This window comes from Paragemmobacter kunshanensis, from assembly GCF_011059185.1.
In the GTDB taxonomy this organism is placed as follows: Bacteria; Pseudomonadota; Alphaproteobacteria; order Rhodobacterales; family Rhodobacteraceae; genus Paragemmobacter; species Paragemmobacter kunshanensis.
Map to the genome: position 1 here is coordinate 25045 of NZ_JAALFE010000012.1, position 22008 is coordinate 47052.

General features: G+C 68.2%; 20 protein-coding genes, 1 tRNA gene and 1 riboswitch. Of the genes, 18 read left to right on the plus strand and 3 right to left on the minus strand.

Annotation, left to right across the window (positions count from 1 at the left end):
- Nucleotides 1-41: 41 nt before the first annotated feature.
- The 3 genes from G5V65_RS12855 to G5V65_RS12865 form a co-directional block, all read right to left on the minus strand.
- Nucleotides 42-1007, minus strand: a complete 966-nt coding sequence (locus tag G5V65_RS12855) for a 1-phosphofructokinase family hexose kinase (RefSeq protein WP_165050734.1) — start codon at nucleotides 1005-1007, stop codon at nucleotides 42-44.
- A 164-nt stretch (nucleotides 1008-1171) separates the two neighbouring features.
- Nucleotides 1172-2110 (minus strand): MBL fold metallo-hydrolase, encoded by a 939-nt coding sequence (locus G5V65_RS12860; protein ID WP_165050736.1) that lies wholly within the window; start codon nucleotides 2108-2110, stop codon nucleotides 1172-1174.
- Between the two features lie 161 nt (nucleotides 2111-2271).
- Entirely contained in the window at nucleotides 2272-2709 is a 438-nt protein-coding gene (locus tag G5V65_RS12865; RefSeq protein WP_165050738.1) for a metallopeptidase family protein, read from the minus strand.
- A 91-nt stretch (nucleotides 2710-2800) separates the two neighbouring features.
- Between G5V65_RS12865 and gltX the strand changes: the two genes are divergently transcribed.
- From gltX to G5V65_RS12955, 18 genes are all read left to right on the plus strand, one after another.
- Nucleotides 2801-4138, plus strand: a complete 1338-nt coding sequence (gene gltX / locus G5V65_RS12870; protein WP_165050740.1) for a glutamate--tRNA ligase — start codon at nucleotides 2801-2803, stop codon at nucleotides 4136-4138.
- A gap of 144 nt (nucleotides 4139-4282) precedes the next feature.
- Nucleotides 4283-5656 carry an MATE family efflux transporter gene (locus G5V65_RS12875; protein ID WP_343162847.1) on the plus strand — a complete coding sequence of 458 codons (1374 nt, stop codon included), beginning with the start codon at nucleotides 4283-4285 and terminating at the stop codon, nucleotides 5654-5656.
- Nucleotides 5657-5751: 95 nt separating this feature from the next.
- Nucleotides 5752-5858, plus strand: a riboswitch (glycine riboswitch).
- 160 nt (nucleotides 5859-6018) lie between these two features.
- On the plus strand, nucleotides 6019-7140 hold the full coding sequence (gene gcvT, locus G5V65_RS12880) for a glycine cleavage system aminomethyltransferase GcvT (protein ID WP_165050742.1): 1122 nt from the start codon (nucleotides 6019-6021) through the stop codon (nucleotides 7138-7140).
- A gap of 9 nt (nucleotides 7141-7149) precedes the next feature.
- Nucleotides 7150-7509 carry a glycine cleavage system protein GcvH gene (gene gcvH / locus G5V65_RS12885; protein ID WP_165050744.1) on the plus strand — a complete coding sequence of 120 codons (360 nt, stop codon included), beginning with the start codon at nucleotides 7150-7152 and terminating at the stop codon, nucleotides 7507-7509.
- A 119-nt stretch (nucleotides 7510-7628) separates the two neighbouring features.
- The gene (gene gcvP / locus G5V65_RS12890) at nucleotides 7629-10499 is read left to right on the plus strand and encodes an aminomethyl-transferring glycine dehydrogenase (protein WP_165050971.1); all 2871 of its coding nucleotides are present in this window, start codon (nucleotides 7629-7631) and stop codon (nucleotides 10497-10499) included.
- 235 nt (nucleotides 10500-10734) lie between these two features.
- A complete protein-coding gene (locus G5V65_RS12895) occupies nucleotides 10735-11430 on the plus strand; it encodes an AzlC family ABC transporter permease (protein WP_165050746.1) in 696 nt (231 codons plus the stop codon).
- Entirely contained in the window at nucleotides 11427-11744 is a 318-nt protein-coding gene (locus tag G5V65_RS12900) for an AzlD domain-containing protein (protein WP_165050748.1), read from the plus strand. The genes G5V65_RS12895 and G5V65_RS12900 overlap by 4 nt, the downstream gene beginning before the upstream one ends.
- Nucleotides 11745-11835: 91 nt before the next feature.
- Nucleotides 11836-12153 (plus strand): DUF3775 domain-containing protein, encoded by a 318-nt coding sequence (locus G5V65_RS12905; protein ID WP_165050750.1) that lies wholly within the window; start codon nucleotides 11836-11838, stop codon nucleotides 12151-12153.
- Nucleotides 12154-12364: 211 nt separating this feature from the next.
- Nucleotides 12365-12814, plus strand: a complete 450-nt coding sequence (locus G5V65_RS12910; RefSeq protein WP_165050751.1) for a thioredoxin family protein — start codon at nucleotides 12365-12367, stop codon at nucleotides 12812-12814.
- Between the two features lie 60 nt (nucleotides 12815-12874).
- Nucleotides 12875-12950, plus strand: a tRNA-Ala gene (locus tag G5V65_RS12915).
- A 197-nt stretch (nucleotides 12951-13147) separates the two neighbouring features.
- Entirely contained in the window at nucleotides 13148-15424 is a 2277-nt protein-coding gene (locus G5V65_RS22695; protein ID WP_165050753.1) for a S8 family peptidase, read from the plus strand.
- Between the two features lie 307 nt (nucleotides 15425-15731).
- Complete coding sequence (locus G5V65_RS12925; protein WP_165050755.1) at nucleotides 15732-16004, plus strand: STAS domain-containing protein; 273 nt, start codon at nucleotides 15732-15734, stop codon at nucleotides 16002-16004.
- A gap of 65 nt (nucleotides 16005-16069) precedes the next feature.
- The gene (locus G5V65_RS12930; protein ID WP_165050758.1) at nucleotides 16070-16435 is read left to right on the plus strand and encodes a response regulator; all 366 of its coding nucleotides are present in this window, start codon (nucleotides 16070-16072) and stop codon (nucleotides 16433-16435) included.
- Nucleotides 16435-18477 carry a chemotaxis protein CheA gene (locus G5V65_RS12935; RefSeq protein WP_241250562.1) on the plus strand — a complete coding sequence of 681 codons (2043 nt, stop codon included), beginning with the start codon at nucleotides 16435-16437 and terminating at the stop codon, nucleotides 18475-18477. Before G5V65_RS12930 ends, G5V65_RS12935 begins: the two co-directional genes overlap by 1 nt.
- Entirely contained in the window at nucleotides 18474-18962 is a 489-nt protein-coding gene (locus G5V65_RS12940; protein ID WP_165050760.1) for a chemotaxis protein CheW, read from the plus strand. The genes G5V65_RS12935 and G5V65_RS12940 overlap by 4 nt, the downstream gene beginning before the upstream one ends.
- An 11-nt stretch (nucleotides 18963-18973) precedes the next feature.
- Nucleotides 18974-20638: a methyl-accepting chemotaxis protein gene (locus G5V65_RS12945; RefSeq protein WP_165050762.1), complete on the plus strand. Its 1665-nt coding sequence runs from the start codon at nucleotides 18974-18976 to the stop codon at nucleotides 20636-20638.
- 10 nt (nucleotides 20639-20648) lie between these two features.
- The gene (locus G5V65_RS12950; RefSeq protein WP_165050765.1) at nucleotides 20649-21155 is read left to right on the plus strand and encodes a chemotaxis protein CheW; all 507 of its coding nucleotides are present in this window, start codon (nucleotides 20649-20651) and stop codon (nucleotides 21153-21155) included.
- Nucleotides 21156-21171: 16 nt separating this feature from the next.
- A complete protein-coding gene (locus tag G5V65_RS12955; protein WP_241250563.1) occupies nucleotides 21172-22005 on the plus strand; it encodes a CheR family methyltransferase in 834 nt (277 codons plus the stop codon).
- The last annotated feature ends 3 nt before the right edge of the window (nucleotides 22006-22008 follow it).

The window sequence follows — 22008 nt, forward strand, 5'->3', positions numbered from 1 at the left end:
ACCTGTCCCGCGCGCGGGGCGGGGCGAGGGGGGCGGCGCGGTCAGACGGGGCTGACCGCCGCCTCCGGCAGGAGCCGGGCGACATCCTCGGCGCGGCAGAGTTCGGTGGCCGCCGACATCACGGCGGCGGCGGCTGCGGCGGTGCCCTGGGCCAGCGCCTCGGCTTCGGTCTGGCCACGGGCGAGGGCCAGGACATAGCCGCCGACAAAGCTGTCGCCTGCGCCGACCTTGGAATTCACCTGCACCCTGGGCGCGCGGGCAAAGAGCCGCTGGCGGGCATCGGCAAGGACGGAGCCATCGGCCCCGCGCGCGATGATGACCTTCTTCGCGACGCCGCGCAGGACGAGGGACTGGGCGAAATCGGCAGTGGCGGCGCGGGTGGCAAGGGGGCGGGCGGCGAGCGCCTCTGCCTCTTCGCCATCCATCCGCAGGACTTCCAGATCGGGGATCGGATGGTCGACGGCCTGAGTCAAAGCCGCGCCGGAGGTATCGAGGACGACGCGCATCCCCGCCATGGCGGCGGCCAGGCGGGCGGGGAAATCCATGGGCACGCCCGGGGGCTGGCTGCCCGAGATGACGGCAAAGCCGCCGGGCTTTCCGGCCGCGCGCAAGAGCGTGAAGACGCGGGCCTGGTCTTCCTGATGCCAGACCGGGCCGGGCAGCATGAAGCGGTATTGGCGGCCGGTGCTGGCCTCGTTCACCGTCAGGCTCTGGCGCGTTTCGCCGGGGCCGGTGATCCCGAGGAACATCACGCCTTCGCGCCGGATCAGCACGGCGAGACGGTCGCCCGTCAGCCCGCCAAGCGCGACAAGGGCGAGGGATTCGCCCCCCAGCGCATGGACCGCGCGGCTGACATTCAGCCCGCCGCCGCCGGGATCGAGCTGGGGTTCGGAACAGCGGAGCTTTTCATCCGGCACCATGACTGGCACGGAAGACGCCATGTCGAGCGCCGGGTTCAGCGTCAGCGTCAGGATCGGGGTCTGCTGCGGGGATGCGCTGTCAGGCATGGGGCCGCCCTTCCTCTGGGGATCGGCGGCATGATAGCGCTAACGAGGCGCGGGGGGCAAGCGTCGCCCCCCGTTTCCTGCCGGGCTGCGGAATTTGACACAAATTCCGCGACGAAATCTGTGTGCAGATTTCGGGACGATTTCTGTGTCAGAAATCGTCTTGCCTAAAGCATCAGTTGATAGCTGGCGGGCACGTAGCGGAAGCCGTCGCCATTCGCCTCGACAAAGCCCATGCCGGGGAAGGGCATGTGGTAGCCCGCAAAGGGGATGCGGTCGGCGGCCAGCATGCCCAGCATCTGGCGGCGGGTCGCGGCGGCCTGGGCCTTGTCCTGATCGAAGCGGACCTCCCAGTCGGGATAGGCGAGCGACCAGACATAGTGGTTGGTCGTATCGGCAAGGATCGCCATGCGCGCGCCGTCACTCTCCAGCATATAGGCGAAATGGCCCGGCGTATGGCCGGGGGCGGCCATGGCGGTGATGCCCGAGACGACAGCGCCGCCATCGTCGAGGAAGGTGAACTTGTCGTTCAGGGGCTTCACCTTGGCGTCGAAGGTTTCATTTGCCGCCGCCGACCAGTTGTTGTGTTCGGTGGCCCCGGTCACGTAGCGGGCATTGGCGTAGGTGGCGGTGCCATCCTCGCCCGAGAGGCCGCCGATATGGTCGCCATGCATATGGGTCAGCACCACGATGTCGATCTGGTCGGGCGACAGCCCGGCGGCGGCGAGCGCGGCGGTGGTGCCTTCGGCGGAAAGGCCGGTGTCGAACAGCACCAGTTCCGCGCCGGTATTCACCACGACGGGGGTGAAGAAGTTGAAGGTCCGGTCCGCAGGGATGAAATTCGCGGCCGAGGCGGCGGCGAAGTCTTCGGGCGAGACGTTCATGCCGAAGGTTTCCTGCGGCTTGTCGCCCGCGCGGGTGCCGGCAAGCAGGGTCGTCACCTCGAATCCGCCGAGCTTGGCGCGGTGGAAGGGGGCATGGGCGGCACCCTGCTGGGGGGCGGCCGCCAGGGCGGGGGCGGTGCCGGACAGAAGGGCGGGCGCGGCGAGGGGCAGCGCGGCACCGGCAAACAGCGCCTTGCGGCGCGACAGGATCGGGGTCGTCATGGCATCCTCCTTGCGTGCATGGAAGCCGGAAGGATAGGCCATCGCGGCCATCGGGCCATTCACGCCTTTGTCAGCGGATGCGCGCGGGCGCACAAAGGTTGTGCTGGTGGGGCATGTGCGGGCGGGTCATGTGCGGGGGGGACGGCGGGGTGAACCCCGCCCTACTCCCACCAGGGATCAATGGCCGCGATATCTTCATCCGACCAGCCGAAGTGATGGGCGAATTCGTGGATCACCACATGGGTGATCAGGTCGCCCAGGCCTACATCGCCGCGATCGACCCATTCTTCAAGGATCGGGCGGCGGAAGAGCCAGACGATATCGGGATGGGCGGGCTGATCCATCACCGATTTTTCGGTCAGCGGCGTGCCTTCATAGAGGCCGGTCAGTTCATAGGGATCGTGGAGATCCATCGCCTCCAGCACATCGTCGGGGGGGAAGTCGAGGATGCGGAGCGCGACATGGGTGGCCATGTCGCGCCAGGGTTGGGGCAGGGAGATGACCGCCTCATGCGCGAGTTGTTCGAAAAGCGCGAGATCGGGGGCGGTGAAGGCCTCCCAGCCCGGGGCCTGCGGATCGGGATTGTCGGGGGTTGTCATGCGGCGCCCTTCCTGCCTGTGGCATGGCCCTGATATGGACAAAAGGGCGCGCCTGTGAAAGAGGGACAGGGTTCAACGGAGCCCGTTCCCCATGACCACCCTGTCCAAAGTCACCACCCGTTTCGCGCCCTCGCCCACCGGTTACATCCATGTGGGCAACCTGCGCACCGCGCTGATGAACTATCTGATCACCCGCAAGGCGGGGGGCACCTTCATCCTGCGGCTGGACGATACGGATCAGGAACGGTCGAAGCAGGAATATATCGACGGGCTGAAGGAGGATCTGGCCTGGCTGGGCATCCAGTATGACCGGGTGGAGCAGCAATCGAAGCGGCTGGCGCGCTATGCGGAGGCTGCCGAGCAGCTGAAGGCGGCGGGGCGGTTCTATGAATGCTTCGAGACGCCGACCGAGCTGGACCTGAAGCGGAAGAAACTGCTGAACATGGGGCGTCCGCCGGTCTATGACCGCGCGTCGCTGCACCTGACCGAGGAACAGAAGGCCGCCTATCGCGCCGAGGGGCGGCAGGGCTATTGGCGGTTCCGTCTGGATCAGGAGCGGATCGAGTGGCGGGACGGGATCATCGGCGACATTTCCATCGACGCGGCCAGCGTGTCGGACCCGGTGCTGATCAAGGCGGATGGGCAGGTTCTGTATACCTTTGCCTCGTCCGTGGATGACGTGGATATGGGCGTCACGCATATCGTGCGGGGGGCGGACCATGTGACGAACACCGCGACGCAGATCCAGATCATGAAGGCGCTGGGCGGCACGCCGCCTGAGTTTGCCCATCACAGCCTGCTGACCGGGCCGCAGGGCGAGGAATTGTCCAAGCGGCTGGGCGTTCTGTCCCTGCGCGACCTGCGGGCGCGGGGGGTGGCGCCCTTGGCGCTGATGTCGCTGATGGCGCGGCTGGGGTCTTCGAAGCCGGTGGAACTGGCCTCATCCATGCAGGACCTGATCGACGGCTTCGATGTGGGGTCCTTCGGGGCGGCGCCGACGAAATTCGATGCCGAGGACCTGTTCCCGCTGACGCGGGCGCATGTGCAGGGGCTGCCCTATGCGGACGTGGCAGAGCGGATCGCGGCGCTGGGGGTTCCGGCGGGCGAGGCGGAGGCGTTCTGGAACGTGGCCAAGGGCAACATCACCGTGCTGGACGATCTTGGGGAATGGTGGGTGCTGTTCCGCGACGGGGCGGATCCTCTGGTCGAGCCGGGGGATGAGGAGTTCATCGCGCAGGCCATGGCGATGCTGCCCGCGCGGCCCTGGACGCAGGCGACCTGGGGCGCGTGGACCGAGGCCGTGAAGGCGGCCACGGGGCGGAAGGGCAAGCAGCTTTACATGCCCCTGCGCAAGGCGCTGACGGGGCGGGGGAACGGGCCGGAGATGGCCGATGTGATGCCGCTCTTGAAGGTGGTGAAGGCGGGCTGAGGACGATTTTTCTGCGAAAAATCGGGTGCTTCGGTCCTGCTGTCGCGGCGGTTGATGCGTCGGACCGGGGGTTTCACACCCCCGGACCCCCGTGGGATATTTGAAAACAGATGAAGGGCTTGGGCCTTTCGGAGGGGTCTTGGCGTGGCAGTGACGAATGAGGGTGAGGCGGCAGCGGTTGCCCCGGCGCAGGGGAAGTTCGTCACCGGGAGCCTGTTCCGGCATATCGCGGTGATGTCGCTGACATCCTCGGTCGGGTTGATGGCGATCTTCGTCGTGGACCTGATCAACATGCTTTACATTTCCTGGTTGCAGGACCCCGAGAAGACGGCGGCCATCGGCTATGCCGGGGCGGTGCTGTTCTTCACCACGGCCTTCGGGATCGGTCTGTCGGTCGGTGTTTCGGCGCTGGTGTCGCGGGCGGTGGGGGCGCGGGACATGGCGCTGGCACGGCAGCGGGCGACGGAGGGGCTGCTCTTGGGCGCGGGCTTCGGGGCGGCATTCGCGGCGCTGGTCTGGGTTGCGCTGCCGTGGGTCGTGGGGTTGCTGGGGGCAACGGGCGGGACGGCGGAGGAGGCGCTGCATTACCTGCGCGTGCTGATCCCGTCGCAGCCCCTGCTGATGATCGGCATGATCGGGGCCGGGGTGTTGCGGGCGCATGGGGATGCGCGGCGGGGCATGATGGTGACGGTCTGGGGCGCGGTGGTGCTGGCGGCGCTGGACCCGGTGCTGATCCTTTGGGCGGATATGGGCCTGACGGGGGCGGCGCTGGCGGGGTGGGGGTCGCGGGCGGCGATTGCCGGGATGGCGCTCTGGCCCATCTGGCGGCATTACGGCGGGTTCGGGGCGCCGTCCGCGCGGACGGTCTGGCTGGCCGCGACGCCGATCTTCGCGATTTCGGGGCCGGCGATCCTGACGCAATTGGCGACGCCGGTCGGGCAGGCGGTGGTGACGCGGATGGTGGCGGGTTATGGCGAGGCGGCGGTGGCGGGGATGGCGATTGCGGGGCGGCTGACGCCCGTGGCCTTTGGCATCATCTTCGCGCTGTCGGGGGCGGTGGGGCCGATCATCGGGCAGAACCTTGGCGCGCGGAAGATGGATCGGGTGCGGCGGGTGTTCTGGGATTCCATCCTCTTTGCAGGGCTTGTGATCGTGGCCATGTCGGCGCTGCTGTTCCTTGCGCGGGGGGCCATCGCCGATGCCTTCCATGCCGAGGGGCAGACGCGCGACCTGATCTATCTGTTCTGCGGCCCGCTGAGCCTTTTGTTCTTCTTCAACGGGTTGATCTTCGTGGCGAATGCGGCCTGCAACAATCTGGGCGCGGCGATGCAGTCGACCATGGTGAACTGGGGGCGGCATACCATCGGGACGGTGCCTTTCGCCTGGGCCTTGGGGCAGTGGTGGGGGGCGGAGGGCGTGCTGGTGGGGCAGGCGGTGGGGGGTGTGATCTTCGGCATCCTTGCGGTCTGGCTGGCCCTGCGCGTGGTGGACCGGGTGGCGGCGGGCGCGCGGGTCTGAGCGGTTCTGCGACCTGCCCGATGTCGGAAGGCGGCTGTATACCGTCGTATCCGAAATTCCGCTTGCCTGATCGGGGGCGGGCGGGTTAGGCAGGGGCGTCAGCATCGGGAGAATCCGGCGCGCGGGGGCAGCCCTGTGGGAGCCGGTGCCGAAGGAGCAACCGCCCCGGTAAACTCTCAGGCAGCAGGACCGTTGCTGGCGAAGAACTCTGGAGAGTGGTGCGTGACGCACCCGCCGAAGGGATAACGATCTCAGGCGCCCGAAGCCGGGCAAGGACAGAGGGGGCATCGTGGGACAGGGATTGGCCTGTCCGGGCGGTGCCGCGTTCAAAAGACCGGCGCTTTGGAAGGGGGAGGGACGTTGTGTCCGACCTGAAGCGATTGGGTCTGCATGACCTGCATGTGGAATTGGGGGGGAGGATGGTCCCCTTTGCCGGATATGAGATGCCGGTGCAGTATCCGGCGGGCGTGATGAAGGAGCATCTGCAGACGCGCGCGGCCGCCGGGCTGTTCGACGTCTCGCACATGGGTCAGGTGATCCTGCGCCCGAAGCAGGGGATGGAGGCGCTGTGTCTGGGGTTCGAGGCGCTGATGCCGGTGGATGTGCTGGGGCTGGCGCAGGGGCGGCAGCGCTATGGGCTGTTCACCAGCGAGACGGGCGGCATCCTCGATGACCTGATGTTTGCCAATCGCGGGGATCATCTGTTCGTCGTGGTCAATGCCGCCTGCAAGGAGGCGGATGTGGCGCATATGCGGGCGCATCTGGGCGATGTGGCGGAGGTGGAGTTCATCGCGGACCGCGCGCTGGTGGCCTTGCAGGGGCCGGCGGCGGAGGCGGCCCTGGGGTCGCTGGTGCCGGAGGTCGCTGCGATGCGGTTCATGGATGTGGGCGTGTTCGGCTGGCAGGGTGCGGAGGTCTGGGTGTCGCGGTCGGGCTATACCGGCGAGGATGGCTATGAGATTTCGGTGCCGGAGGCTGTGGCGGAGGGTTTCGTGCGGGCGCTGCTGGCCTGTGACGGGGTGATGCCCATCGGCCTTGGCGCGCGCGACAGCCTGCGGCTGGAGGCGGGTCTGTGCCTTTACGGGCATGACATCGACACGACGACCAGCCCGGTCGAGGCGGGGCTGACATGGGCGATCCAGAAGGCCCGCCGTGCGGGCGGCGCGCGCGCGGGCGGCTTCCCCGGGGCCGAGCGCATCCTGCGCGAACTGGCCGAGGGGCCGGAGCGGTGCCGCGTCGGGCTGCGCCCCGAAGGGCGCGCCCCGATGCGCGAGGGGGTGGAGCTTTTCGCCACGGATGGCACGCCCTTGGGCAAGGTGACATCTGGCGGGTTCGGGCCTTCGGTCGAGGCCCCTGTTGCCATGGGCTATGTCCCTGCCTCTTATGCGAAAACCGGAACGGCGATCGAGGGGGAGGTGCGCGGCAAGCGCCTGCCCGTCGCCGTGGCGGAGATGCCTTTCAATCCCACCACCTACAAGCGTTGAGGATGCGCGATGAAGTATACCGAAGAACATGAATGGCTGCGCGTCGAGGGCGATCTGGTCGTCGTCGGCATCACGGAACATGCCGCGACGCAACTGGGCGACGTGGTCTTCGTCGAACTGCCGGAGACCGAGACGATGGTGGCCGCGGGCGACGAGGTGGTGGTGATCGAGAGCGTCAAGGCGGCGTCGGACATCCTTGCCCCGGTGGATGGCGAGATCGTCGCGGTTAATGCCAAGCTGGTGGATAACCCCGGCCTCGTGAACGAGGACCCGACGGGGGCGGCGTGGTTCTTCAAGATGAAGCTGGATGACCTGTCGGTTCTCGATCAGTTCATGGATGAGGACGAATACAACGACCTGATCGGGTGATCCCGGCAAGTCCCTGATCTGCAAGGGTTTCGATGACCCTTGCACAGTCTATCGAAGGAAGTTGGCGGGCGCGTGCGGCGGCCGTCATGCCCAATCCCGCATCCGGTGAGGTCTGCGCCATGTCCTATACGCCTGTCGACTATAACCCCTATGACTTTGCCAACCGCCGCCATATCGGCCCGTCGCCTGCCGAGATGGAGGAGATGCTGAAGGTGGTGGGCGTCAAGACGCTGGACGAGTTGATCGACCAGACGGTTCCGGCCTCGATCCGGCAGAGTATCCCGCTGGGCTGGGCGCCCTTGTCGGAGCATGAGTTGCTGGCGCGGATGCGGGCCGTGGGGGCGCGCAACCGGGTGATGACCAGCCTGATCGGGCAGGGCTATTATGGCACCGTGACGCCGCCCGCGATCCAGCGGAACATCCTGGAGAACCCGGCCTGGTATACGGCCTATACGCCCTATCAACCCGAGATCGCGCAAGGGCGGCTTGAGGCGCTCTTGAATTACCAGACGATGATTGCCGATCTGACGGGGCTGCCGGTGGCCAATGCCTCGCTTCTGGACGAGGCGACGGCGGCGGCGGAGGCCATGGCGATGGCCGAGCGGGTGGCGAAGTCGAAGGCCAAGGGGTTCTTTGTCGATCACGGCTGTCATCCGCAGACGGTGGAGGTGATCAGGACGCGGGCCGTGCCGCTGGGGATCGAGGTGATCGTGGGCGATCCGGCGAAGATGGAGCCGGAGAAGCTGTTCGGGGCGATCTTACAGTATCCCGGAACCTATGGCCATGTCACTGATTTCACGAAGGAAATCGCGGCGCTGCATGCGGCGAAGGCTGTGGCTGTGGTCGCCACCGATCTGCTGGCGTTAACGATTTTGAAAGAACCAGGGGCGATGGGGGCGGATATTGCCATCGGGTCCAGCCAGCGCTTTGGCGTGCCGATGGGCTATGGCGGGCCGCATGCGGCCTTCATGTCCTGCAAGGACGATTACAAGCGGTCGATGCCGGGACGGATCGTCGGCGTGTCCATCGATGCGCGGGGGAACAAGGCGTATCGGCTGTCGCTGCAGACGCGCGAGCAGCATATCCGGCGCGAGAAGGCGACGTCGAACGTCTGCACGGCGCAGGCTTTGCTGGCGGTGATGGCGTCCTTCTATGCGGTGTTCCACGGGCCGAAGGGCCTGCGCGCCATTGCCGAGCGGGTGCATTTCCTGACCAACCGTCTGGCGCGGGCCTTGAAGGCGGCGGGGGCGAAGGTGTCGCCCAAGGCGTTTTTCGATACGATCACGGTGGAGGTGGGGGTGGGCCAAGCCGGTATCCTTGCCGCCGCGCGGCATGAGGGGCTGAACTTCCGCAAGATCGGCAGCGACCGCGTGGGGATTTCGCTGGACGAGACGACGGATGAGAAGGTGCTGATCCGCGTGCTGCGCGCCTTCGGCATCGAAGGGGTGCCGCCGCATCGGGCGACGCTTGGCTTCCCCGAGGATATGGTGCGTCAGTCGGACTATCTGACCCATCCGGTCTTTCACATGAACCGCGCGGAATCCGAGATGATGCGCTACATGCGCCGCCTGTCGGACCGCGATCTGGCGCTGGATCGGGCGATGATCCCGCTGGGATCCTGCACGATGAAGCTGAACGCGGCGGCGGAGATGATGCCGATCACATGGCCGGAGTTCGGGTCGCTGCATCCCTTCGCGCCTGCGGATCAGGCGGCGGGGTATCGCGAGGCGATCGAGGACCTTACGGCCAAGCTGTGCGAGGTGACGGGGTATGATGCCTTCTCCATGCAGCCCAATAGCGGTGCGCAGGGAGAATATGCGGGTTTGCTTACCATTCAGGCCTATCACCGTGCGCGGGGGGAGGGGCACCGGAACATCTGCCTTATCCCCGTGTCGGCGCATGGGACGAACCCGGCATCCGCGCAGATGGCGGGGATGCAGGTTGTGGTGGTCAAGTCGGCCCCGAACGGGGACGTGGATCTGGAGGATTTCCGGCAAAGGGCTGAAGAGGCTGGGGAAAATCTGGCGGCCTGCATGATCACCTATCCGTCCACGCATGGCGTGTTCGAGGAGACGGTGCGGGAAATCTGCAAGATCACGCATGATTTCGGTGGGCAGGTTTACCTTGACGGGGCGAACATGAACGCGCTGGTCGGGTTGGTGAAACCGGGCGAGATCGGGTCGGATGTGAGCCACCTGAACCTGCACAAGACCTTTGCCATTCCGCATGGCGGCGGGGGCCCGGGCATGGGGCCGATTGGCGTGAAGGCGCATCTGGCGCCCTATCTGCCGGGGCATCCGGAGACGGGGGGACACGCGGGCGTAGGCCCGCAAAACGCAAACTATGCGGGGCCGGTGTCGGCAGCGCCTTACGGGTCTGCGTCCATCCTGCTGATTTCATGGGCTTATTGCCTGATGATGGGCGGGGCGGGGCTGACGCAGGCGACGCGGGTGGCGATCCTGAATGCCAACTATATCGCGGCGCGGTTGAAGGGGGCCTATCCGATCCTGTTCATGGGGAACAAGGGGCGGGTGGCGCATGAATGCATCCTGGACACGCGGCCTTTTGCGGAGGTCGGCGTGACGGTGGATGACATCGCCAAGCGGTTGATCGACAACGGCTTCCACGCGCCGACGATGAGCTGGCCGGTGGCGGGGACGCTGATGGTGGAGCCGACCGAGTCGGAGACGAAGGCCGAGATCGACCGTTTCATCACCGCGCTGATGGCGATCCGGGCCGAGATCGAAGCCGTTGAAAAGGGGGAGATTTCCGCCGAGGACAGCCCCCTGCGCCATGCGCCGCATACGGTGGAGGATCTGGTGGCGGACTGGACGCGGAAATATCCGCGCGAGCAGGGGTGTTTCCCCCCCGGCGCGTTCCGGGTGGACAAGTACTGGCCGCCCGTGGGCCGGGTGGACAATGTCCATGGCGACCGCAACCTGATCTGCATCTGCCCGCCGGTGGAAAGCTACGCCCAGGCGGCGGAATAGCCTTTGGGCTATGCCACATCTGGTGCAGCGGCGCGGTGCAGACGCGCGTGCATACAAATTGGCGCAGCTTCGGCTGCGCCTTTTTTCGGTTTCTGTGCGTTTCTGTAAGGCGGGAAGATCCAGCGCGCGCGAGGGGAGGCGGGGTGAACCCCGCCCTACGGCGGCGGGCCTGCTGGCGTTGACGGGGGCGGAGGGGCCGAGTAGCCCTGCGCGGGGGCAGGATCGAGGGGGCGGGATGGAGACGCGGCAGGAGACATTCGCGGCGGGGCTGGTGACGGCGCTGCCCATCGGGCTGGGCTATTTTCCCATCGCCTTTGCCTTTGGCGTGGCGGCGACGGGGGCGGGGCTTTCGGGATGGGAGGCGGCGGCGCTGTCGGTGATCATCTATGCGGGGGCGTCGCAGTTTCTGGCGCTGGCGCTGCTGACTTCGGGCGCGGCGCTGCCGGTGGCGGCCTTCACGCTGATCGCGATGAACCTGCGGCATGTGCTTTACGGGCCTGCGCTGATGAAGGCGGCGGGGGCGGGGGCGGGGAAGCGGCATGCCTGGCTGTGGGCCTGGGGGCTGACCGACGAGGTCTTCGGTGCGGCGCTGGGCGAGATCGCGCGGGGGCGGCGGTTTTCGGAGGCGGGGATGTTTGGCCTTGGCCTTTTGCCCTATGCGGCCTGGGTTTCCGGCACGGTGGCGGGGGCCCTGGCGGGGGGTGGGGCGCTGGCGGGGTGGCCCGTGCTGGAGGCGGGGCTGGCCTTCCTGCTGCCCGCGCTGTTTCTGGCGCTGCTGCTTTCCATCCTGACGCGGCCGCAGGTGCCGGTGATCGTGGTGGCGGGGCTGGCCTGCGTGGCGGGCACGCTGGCGGTGTCGTCGACGGCGGGGATCCTGGGCGGGATGCTGGCGGGCGCGTTGGCCGGGGTGATGCGGAGGGCGCGGGCATGAGGTGGGAGGTGCTGGCGCTGGCGCTGGTCGTGGGGGCGGCGAATTGGGGGTTCCGCTATCTGCCGATCCGGTTCGGCCTTGGGTCGGGGGCAGAGGGGGGGATGCTGGGGCGGTTCCTCGCCTCGGTCGGGCCGGCGGCGATTGCGACGCTGTTCGTGGCATCCGCCCTGCCCTTCGTGGCCGGGGGCGCGCTGCTGGCCCCGGTGCCGGGGACGGTGGCGGTGGTGGCGGTGTGGTTGTGGCGGCGGTCTGTCGTGCTGGCGACGCTGGCGGGGGCGGTGGCCCATGCGGCGGGCTTTGCGCTGGGGCTGTGATCGGGGGGCTGCGAGGGGGGGGCCGTGATGCGGGCTTGCGCCGGGCGGCGCTTGGCGCGACCATCGGGGAAGCAAGCAGAGGAGTCGCGCCATGCTGGAGATCAGCCCGGAGAAGGTGGTGCATGTCATTTACCAGTTCCGCGAGGGCAATGCGGCGGATGAGGAGTTGCATGCCTTCATCGACGGCCTGAACGACGACGAGAAGGCGCATCTGACGGCGATTGCCTGGGTCGGGCGCGGGGCATTCGAGCCGGAGGATTACCAGACGGCGGTGGAGACGGCCTATACCGAGGCCACGATCCCCACGGACCAGTATCTGATGGGGATGCCCCATCTGGCCGAGAACCTGGAGGCGGGGCTGGAGGCGCTGGGGATCGATGTGAGCGAGGTGGAGAGCGATTTCCTCTGACCGGCGGTGATCCGGCGGAGCGGCGTTCCGCCGCAAGTCTTTTGGCGTCGTCGGCGCCTGCGCGCCTCCTCCGGTGTCAGGGGACGTTCCGTCCCCTCTTGGCCGTGCCGGCCAATTCACCCCTTGAGGGTATTTTCGCCAAGATGAAGGGGTTGAAGGCGGGTCCTCGGTTGCCAATATATGCGGTAAATGGAATGTATTGGAGAGGGCCATGGCGGAAGGCGTGAAGCTGTGCTGTGCGGACTGCGGGCAGATGAACCGGGTGCCGGAGGCGAAGCTGGCGGCGGGGCCGAAATGCGGGGTCTGCGGGGCGGCGCTTGCGGATGGGCGGGTGATGGAGCTGGACGGCGCGGCGCATGACAGGGCGGTGCGCGGGGATGACCTGCCGCTTCTGGTGGATTACTGGGCGGCCTGGTGCGGGCCCTGCCGGATGATGGCGCCGGAATTCGCCAGGGCGGCGAAGATGCTGGCGCCTGCGGTGCGGTTCGGAAAGCTGGACACCGAGGCGCATCCGGCGGTGGCGCAGCGGGCGGCGATCCGGGGGATACCGGCGCTGATCCTGTACCATCGCGGGCGCGAGGTGGCGCGGCTGGCGGGCGCGCGCCCGGCGGCGGAGATCCTGGCCTTCGTGCGGTCGCATGTCGCTGTTCCGACGGCGTGACAGGGCGCCGCGCGTCGCTTGACAAGGGTGCCGCTTTCGGCCAGAACGCGCGTCGCGGATGGGGCAGTAGCTCAGTTGGGAGAGCGTATCGTTCGCAATGATAAGGTCAGGGGTTCGATCCCCCTCTGCTCCACCAGTTTTCCATTTCTGATCCAAGATGCCGGGCGGTGGTTCGGGGCCTGATGGCCTGCCCTTGCGTGGCCTGCGCACAACAGGCGGCGCGGCATTGGTCTGCAGGGTGGCCCCGGCCGGAGGCGGCGATTGCGGCCAGGGGGGGTGGCTTGCTAACCTGTCTCAAAGAAGGCCGGAAACGGCGAACCTGACGGGGCAGCTATGGCAGTTCAGCAAGGACGGCGCGCGGTGGCGCGCGGGGTGCTTTTGACGGGATCGCTGGCCGTGCTGGCGGGCTGCGGCGGCGGCGGGGGTTCGGGCAGCATCGATCTGGGATCGCTGGCGCGGGTGTCGCTGGGGCTGACGGGGGCGGCGCTGACCCAGATGGAGGCGGCGCTGGACCGGGTCTTCATCAATGCCCTTTCGGATTTCAGTGCGACGCGGCTTGCGCTGGTGCGCAACGAGGCGGCCTTTCGCGCCAATGTGCTGAATGCGCCGGGATTTGGCACGGTGCGGCCCCTGCAGGCGAGCAGGCTGGACTGGGTCCGCTCCATCGACCGCGAGACGAATGGCGCGGTGGACGGGGTGCCGGATGTGCCCGACGGGCTGCCGGACCTGACGGGGGCGGGGGTCGTGCTGGGCATGGTGGACAGCCCGATCCTTGCCAGCCACGAGCAATTCTCCACCCAGGCGGGCAAGTTCCTGGCCGGGGGCGGCGGGGTGAACGAGGCGGGGGACGAGCATGGCACCTTTGTCGCCTCGATCATGGCGGGGACCGGGGGGGCGGGGGGCACGGCCCCGACGCTGGGCTATGCGCCCGAGGCGCGGATCTATGCCGGGCAGATTTCCTATCAGCCGGGGGCGGTGCTGGATTATGGCGCGCTGGCCGGTGTGATGGATGGCGCGCGGGCGGCGGGCGCGGTGGCGATGAACAATTCCTGGACGCTGACGACAGCGGGCGGGCAGGCGGCGACGGTGGCCAATTCCAGCATTGCGGGCATGGGCGCGGGCTTTGCGGGCTATGTCGATGCGCTGGAGCGGTTTTCGCAGACGGGCGTCGTGGTCTTTGCGCAGTTCAATGACGATCTGGCCAGTGCCTCGTTGATGGCGGGGCTGCCTGCGGAGCGGCCGGAACTGGAGCAGGGCTGGCTGGCGGTGATCAATGTGCTGGCGAATTACAACCCGACCACGGATAGGATCGTCGCGGTGCAGCGGCAATCGGCGGGGTGCCAGGAGGCGGCGCGCTGGTGCCTTGCGGCGACGGGATACATCACCGGGGCGGATATCGACGGCAACAGCGACTATGTGGTGGGGCAGGGCACATCCTATGCCGCGCCGCAGGTGACGGGGGCGCTGGGCCTGCTGGCGCAGGCCTTTCCCACGCTGACACCCGCGCAGCTGCGCAACCGCCTGATCGCGACGGCGGACAATTCCTTTTTCACGCCCGAGGCCTTTCTGCAGATCGTGCCGGGGGTGGAGCATGGCTTCAGCACCGAATTCGGCCATGGCTTCATCAATGTGCGCGATGCGCTGATGCCCATCGGATCGAGCGCGGCCTTCACGGCGGCGGGGACGGTGGTGCCGATGGATCAGCTGCGGCTGTCGGGCGGGATGCTGGCGGGGGATGCGCTGGCCGCGGGGCTGGCGGGGGTGCAGATCGGGTTCAACGATCAGTTGTCGGCCGGTTTCGCCGCGCCGATGGCGGCCTATGTCGCGCCGGTGGCGGTGGCGGCCCCGGCGCGGGCGGCGCGGCGCTGGGCGCTGGATGCCGCCGGAACGGGGGCGGAGGCGCTGGCGCTGGCGGCGCCGGATGGGGCCGAGGTGAACGGGCTGACGGCGGTGGATCTGTTCGGTGCCGAGGGCGGGCTGCGGCTGGCCGCGCTGACCGATGGCGGGCAGGGCGCGGCCGGGCTGCGGGTGGAGCGGGTGATGGCGCTGGGCGCGGGCGAGGTGACGGCGGGCGTGGCCGCCATGGCCGGGCAGGAGGGGCTGTTCGGGCTGGATTTCGGCGGTGGCGGGGCGGCGCGGGCGGTCTCGGCCAGCCTGGGCTGGCGGCAGCCGATGGGCGGCGGGCTGGAACTGGCGCTGGAGGCCGAGATGGGCCGCGTCGATGCGGCGGCGGGCGGGCTGGTGAGCGGGCTGAGCGGGCTGGGCTATAACCGGGCCGGGGCGGCGCTGGCGCGGCGGTCGGTGCTGCAGGGCGGGGACCGGCTGTCGGTCTTCGTGCAGATGCCGGTGGGCGCGGTGTCGGGCACGGCGCGGATGGATGTGCCGCAGCCCATGGCCGCGGGCGCCGTGGCACAGGCGCAGCCCGATTTCGCGGCGGTGGATCTGTCGCTGGTGCCCGAGGCGCGGCAGGTGGATCTGGGGTTCGAATATTACCTGCCGACATCGCAGCGCAGCGATCTGGTTCTGGGCTTTGCTCATCAGCGCAATGCGGGCCATGTGGCGGGCCAGACCGATCAGGTGGCCATGATGGGCTGGCGGTTGCAGTTCTGATCCGGGCGGGGGGGGGGGGCAAGGACACGCTGATCGAGGCGGCGCGAAAGGCGCGGCCCGATCTGGTGATCGTCCGCCGTGTCATCACCCGGCNTCTGCCCGGGGGGGGGGGGGGGGGCTGGCCCGCCCCCCCCCGCCCCCCCACCCATGCCCCGCGCCACACAGCCCTTGGCCTGTCCGGGGCTGACTTTCGGATGGGCGCGCGGCGCGCCGCCTAACAGTGCCCCGACAAGGTCCGTTGATCACCCCGAGAGGTTCCAGCCGCACTGGCGGCGCGGGGCCCGGGTTCAGGGTGAAAGGTCGCGGCATGGCTATGGTTCAGCATGACTTGCAGGGCGACCTGCGCGCGGGCGATGCAGAGGGCCTGCGCGCGGCCCTTCTCATGGCCCTGCAGGCGGGCGATCTGCGCATCGGGACGGCGGATGTCGTCTCGGCCGATACGGCGATCCTTCAGGTGCTGCTTTCGGCCCTGCAGAGCGCCCGGCAACTGGACCGTGTCCTTGAGATCGACCTGCCCCCCGATGGCGCACTGGCCCGGCTCTTGCCGCGGCTTGCGCTGGAGGGGGCCTTTGCCGCCTGAGCGCGGCCCGATCCCCCATGCCTGCCCCCGCCCCTGCACGACCCCTTCATCAAACCGAGTGTGACATGACCAAGACCGTATTGACCGTTGATGACTCGCCTTCCATCCGGCGGATGATCGCGATGACGCTGCAGGAGGCCGGCTATGCCGTGATCGAGGCGGTGGACGGGCAGGATGGGCTGAGCAAGGCGCTGGCCCAGAAGGTGGATGCGATCATCACCGATCAGAACATGCCCAATCTGGACGGGCTGGGCTTCATCCGGGCGCTGCGCCAGCACCCGCAGGGCAAGGGCATCCCGATCGTGGTGCTGTCGACCGATTCCGAAGAGGGGCTGAAGACCCAGGCGCGCGAGGCCGGGGCGCTGGGCTGGATGGTGAAGCCCTTCTCGCAGGACAAGTTGCTGGCGGTGATGCGGAAGGTGCTGGGCTGATGACCGACGACATGGCGGCGATCTTCCGCGAGGAAGTGCGGGATCTTCTGGAAAGCCTGGAGAAGGGCCTGCTGGACCTGAAGGCGCGACCGGCCGACATGGGGCTGGTGAACCAGGTGTTCCGCGACCTGCATACGGTGAAGGGCAGCGGGGCGATGTTCGGCTTCACCGAACTGGCCGCCTTCATCCATGAATTCGAGACGGTCTTCGACCGGATCCGCGCGGGTGCCCTGGCCGTGACGCCTGAGATCCTGCGGCTGGCGCTGGCGGCGAAGGACGAGATTCCGGGGCTGGTCGAGGGGCTGGCCGATCCCGAGGGGCGGCGGGGGCAGATCCTTGAGGGGCTGCAGGCCGTGATGGGCGGCGGAGCGGTGGCGGAGGATGCGGCAGAGGTCGCGGAAGGCGCCGGGGCGGCAGGGATCGGGGCGGCGGGGCCGCAGCGGCTGCGCTTCCGGCTGTCGGGGGCGGCGCTGGCCATGGGGGCGCGGCCGGAACTGGTGCTGGATGAATTGCGCGGGCTGGGGGCCGAGGGGATCATCGCCGATCTGGCCGATCTGCCGCCGCTGGACCGGCTGGATCCCGAAGCCTGCGCCATCGGTTGGGAGATGGACCTGCCCGCCGGGGTGACCGAGGCGCAGGTGGAGGATGTGTTCCTTTTCGTTGATGCGGAGTGGAAACTGACGCCGGCCCCGGTGGCGGCGGCGGACGCGGCCCCTGCGGCGGCAGGCGTGGCAGAGGCAATGACCATTGCCGCGCCGCTGGCCGGGACGGCGACCGATGCGGTGGCCCCGGGGAGTGCGCCTGCGGCGGTGGCAGCGGCGGCGGCCCCGGCGCCCGCGGCGCGGGGTGATCAGGCGGGGGCGACGATCCGGGTTCCGGCCGAGCGGCTGGATGCGCTGATGGATTCGGTGGGCGAATTGGTCATCGTCGAGGCGCGGCTGACGGAACTGGCCCGCCAGAGCCGCGATCCGGCGCTGATCGCCACGGCGGAACAGATCACCCGGCTGGCCGGGGGGCTGCGCGATGCCACGATGACGATGCGGATGGTGCCGCTGCGGTCGCTTGTCGGGCGGTTCCGGCGGCTGGTGATGGATCTGTCGGACAAGCTGGGCAAGCCGGTCGATTTCGTGGTGCTGGGCGAAGAGACGGAACTGGACAAGACCGTGATCGAAAAGCTGGCCGATCCGCTGGTGCATATCCTGCGCAATGCCATCGACCACGGCATGGAAACGCAAGCGGAGCGCGCCGCGACGGAGAAGCCGCGCGAGGGGCTGATCGAGCTTTCGGCGCGCCATGCGGGGGCGGAAGTGCTGATCCGGCTGCGCGATGACGGGCGGGGCATGGATGTGGCGAAGATCCGCGCCAAGGCGGTGGCCAAGGGGCTGATCCCCGCCGATGCCGTGCTGAGCGAGGCGCAGACCTTCGCGCTGATCTTCGAGCCGGGCTTTTCCACCGCCGAATCCGTGACCGAGCTTTCGGGCCGGGGCGTGGGCATGGATGTGGTGCGCCGGACCATCGATTCCCTGCGCGGCAGCATCGAGATCGAGTCGAAGCCGGGGCTGGGAACATCGGTCACGCTGCGGCTGCCGCTGACGCTGGCCATCATCGAGGGGCTGCTGATCGAGGTGGCGGGCGAGCGCTATACGCTGCCCATGCCGACGGTGCAGGAAATCGTCGAACTGCCCCCCGAGAAGGCGCAGGCCCGGCGGGCGGGGGATTTCCTGGATATCCGGGGGCGGTTCGTGCCCTTCCTGCGCCTGCGCAGCCTGTTCGACTGCCCCGGCCAGCCGGGGGCGGCGCAGAATGTGGTGATCGTGCAATCGGGCGAGACGCGGGTGGGCATCGTCGTCGACCGGATCGTCGGCACGAACCAGACGGTGATCAAGCAGATGTCCAAGCTGCATGCCGGGGTGCGGGCGGTTTCGGGGGCCACGATCCTGGGCGACGGATCGGTCGCGCTGATCCTGGACGTGCAGCATCTGGTGGGAATGGGGCGGCTGCAGGGCGAGCCGGGGCAGGCACCGAAGGAGGTGGCGGCATGAGCATCCATGACATGCACAGGGGCGGCAGCATGACGGTGGTCACGCTGGCGCTGGGCAGCCAGACGCTGGCCATCCCGACGGATCTGCTGCGCGAGATCCTGGATCCCCTGCCGGTGACGCGGGTGCCGGGCGCGGGGGCGCTGGTGCCGGGGGTGGTGAATGTGCGCGGTTCGGTCGTGCCGCTGGCCGATCTGAAACAGGCGCTGTGCATTCCCGACGAAGGCCAGGACGACCGCAGCCGCGTTCTGGTTCTGGATGTGATGCTGGGCGGAGAGGCGGCCACGGTCGCCATTGCCGCCGATGCCGTGCATGAGGTGGCCACCATCGACGCGGGCGCAATCGAGGCGGTGCCCGCCTCGGCCCATGTCTGGCCGCCGGAATATCTGAGCGGTCTTTTCCGGGGGGCGCAGGGATTCATCCTGCTGCCCAATCTGGAACAGATCTTTTCCAACCTTGCCAACCGGCCGCTGGCCGTCCAGCTCTGAAGGAGCGAAACATGAGACTTACGATCAAGGCGAAACTTGTGGCGACCTTCCTGCTGGTCTTCGGGCTGTGGGGTGTGTCGACCGGACTGGCGGTGATGTATCTGGGTGATGCCAATGCGCGCTATGCCCAGACGGTAAGCCGGGATGTGCCGCGGCTGCTGGAGATCGAGGATCTGCTCTCTTCCAAGGGCGAGGTGCGCACGATCGTCGGGCGCATCCTGATCGGGCTGCCCAATGCGCCGGCGGATCACATCCCCGGACTGACCAAGGAACTGGAGGCCACCGCGGCGCGGGTCGACACGTTGATCGAAGAGTTGCGCGGGCACAGCACGCGGCCCGACATCATCGCCAAGATCGACGAATTCGCCGAGTTGCACAAGGAAGCCTATGCGCTGAACAATCGGATCGTTCAGCTGGAACTGGCGGGCAACGGCGATACGGCCAATACGCTGTATCACAAGGATCTGGGCGTGATGGCCGAGCGGATCCGCACCAATCTGGGCGAGTTGCGGACCATGGTTCGCGGCGTGATCGAAGAGAACGAGGCCGCGACCAATGCCGAATTCGGTTCGGCGCGCACCAAGATGATCGCGATCTTCGTCGCCTCGGCGCTGCTGGCGCTGGTGCTGTCGGCCTGGGTTCTGATCGGGATGTCGCGCGGGCTGAAGCAATCGGTGGCGCTGGCGGAATCGATTGCCGAGGGCGATCTGCGCAAGACGCCCGAGATGAAGGGCAATGACGAGATCACCGATCTGCTGCGCGCCCAGAACGACATGATCGTGAAGCTGCGCGAGGTGGTGGCCAATGTGTCGGGCGCGGTGCGCAATGTCGCTTCGGGCTCCACGCAGATGGCCTCGACCTCGGAGGAACTGAGCCAGGGCGCGACGGAGCAGGCCTCTTCGACCGAGGAAGCCTCGGCCGCGGTGGAGCAGATGGCGGCCAATATCAAGCAGAGCGCCGAGAACGCGACCCTGACCGAGAAGATGGCGGTGAAATCGGCCGAGGATGCGCGCGCCAGCGGCAAGGCCGTGGCGGATGCGGTGCAGGCGATGCAGACCATCGCGGACCGGATCATGATCGTGCAGGAAATCGCGCGGCAGACCGATCTGCTGGCGCTGAACGCGGCGGTGGAGGCCGCGCGGGCGGGCGAGCATGGCCGCGGCTTTGCGGTGGTGGCGGCAGAGGTGCGCAAGCTGGCGGAACGCAGCCAGACGGCGGCGGCGGAAATCTCGTCCCTGTCGGCATCGACGGTGCGGACGGCGGCCAGCGCGGGCGAGATGCTGCTGGGGCTGGTGCCGGATATCGAGAAGACCTCGTCGCTGGTCACCGAAATCTCGGTCGCGTCGCGGGAACTGGCGACGGGATCGAGCCAGATCACCCTGTCGATCCAGCAGCTTGACAAGGTCACGCAGGAGAACACCTCGGCCGCCGAGCAGCTTTCGGCCAGCGCCACGGAACTGGCCAGCCAGGCGGATGCGCTGCAGGATGCGATCAGCTTCTTCCGGGTGGAAGAGGGCGCGGCGGTGCGGTCGGCCCCGGCAGGGCGGGCGCGCGGCGCGGCTGCAGTGGCGCGGGTGCGGCCCGCGGCATCGCAGGGCGATGGCGGCTTCAGCTTTGACCTGGGCGAGGGCGCCGACGATCTGGATGCCCATTTCAAGCGCCGCGACGCGGCCTGAGGGGGGCGAGATGACCGCACAGGCGGATGTCGTGACGTTCAACGCGGATGCGGGCCTTTATGCGGTGCCGGTCTGCCGGGTGCAGGAAATCCTTGACCTGCGCCCGGTGGCGGCGATGCCCAACGCGCCGCCGCATCTTCTGGGGATCATCGACCTGAGGGGCGAGAACATCCCGGTGGTGGACCTGCGCCGCCTGCTGGGCCGCCCGGATGGCGCGGATACGGGGCAGAGCCGAATCCTTGTCGTCTGGGTGGCGCATGGCGCGGGGCGGGCGATCATCGGGGTGAAGACCGACCGGGTGATCGAGGTGACGCTCCTGGACGAGGCGGAGTTGAAGCCGCTGGGCGAGGCGGACCTGCTGCGCTGGTCGGGCAGTGCGATTGCCGGGATCGGGCGCTGCCGCGGCGAGGTGGTGAGCGTGCTGGATCTGGACCGGCTCTTTGCGCCGCTGGACCTGGCCCTGGCGGCGGGGCATCGGCAGGTGCCCGGAGGGGCCGTGCTGCCCGCGGTGGCCTGAGGGCGCGATGATGCAGATGGCGACGCTGGGAAAATCCGGGGACCGGTTCCGCGACATGATCCGGTCGATCACCGGGATCAGCCTGCCCCCGAGCAAGGTGCAGATGATCGAACAGCGGCTGCGCCGCCGCGTGATCGACTGCGCGCAGCCCGATACCGAGACCTATCTGGATCAGCTTCTGGCCGGGGCGCTGGGCCAGGACGAGTTGCGCCGGGTGATCGACCTGATCACCACCAACACGACAAGCTTCTTCCGCGAGGCCGATCATTTCGATCTGCTGGTCCGCTCGATCCTGCCGGAACGGCTGTCGCGGCCCGGGCGGGGGCAGCGGGGGCGGCTGAAGGTCTGGTCGGCGGCGGCCTCGGAAGGGGCAGAGGCCTTTACCGCGGCGATGGTGCTGGAAGAGGCGCGGCGGCGCGGCCCGGATTTCGACTATGCCATCCTTGGCACCGATATCAGCCATCGCATGCTGGAACGGGCAGACGCCGCGATCTATGCCGACGAGCAACTGGCGACCGTGCCGCGCGACCTGCTGGCGCGATACTTCCTGCGGTCGCGCGATGCCAGCATGGCGGGCAAGTCGCGTGTGGTGCCGGAATTGCGGGCGAAGGTGCGCTTTCGCCATCTGAACCTGATGGATGCGCGCTATCCGGTGGATCGCGATGTGGACGTGATCTTTCTGCGCAATGTGCTGATCTATTTCGACGTCGCGGACAAGGAAACGGTGGTGGACCGGCTGGCCGGGCATCTGGCACCGGGCGGCTATCTGCTGGTGGGACATGCCGAAAGCATGGTCGTCCGGCATGAGGGTCTGCGGCAGGTGAAACCGACAATCTTCCAGAAGTGCTGACAT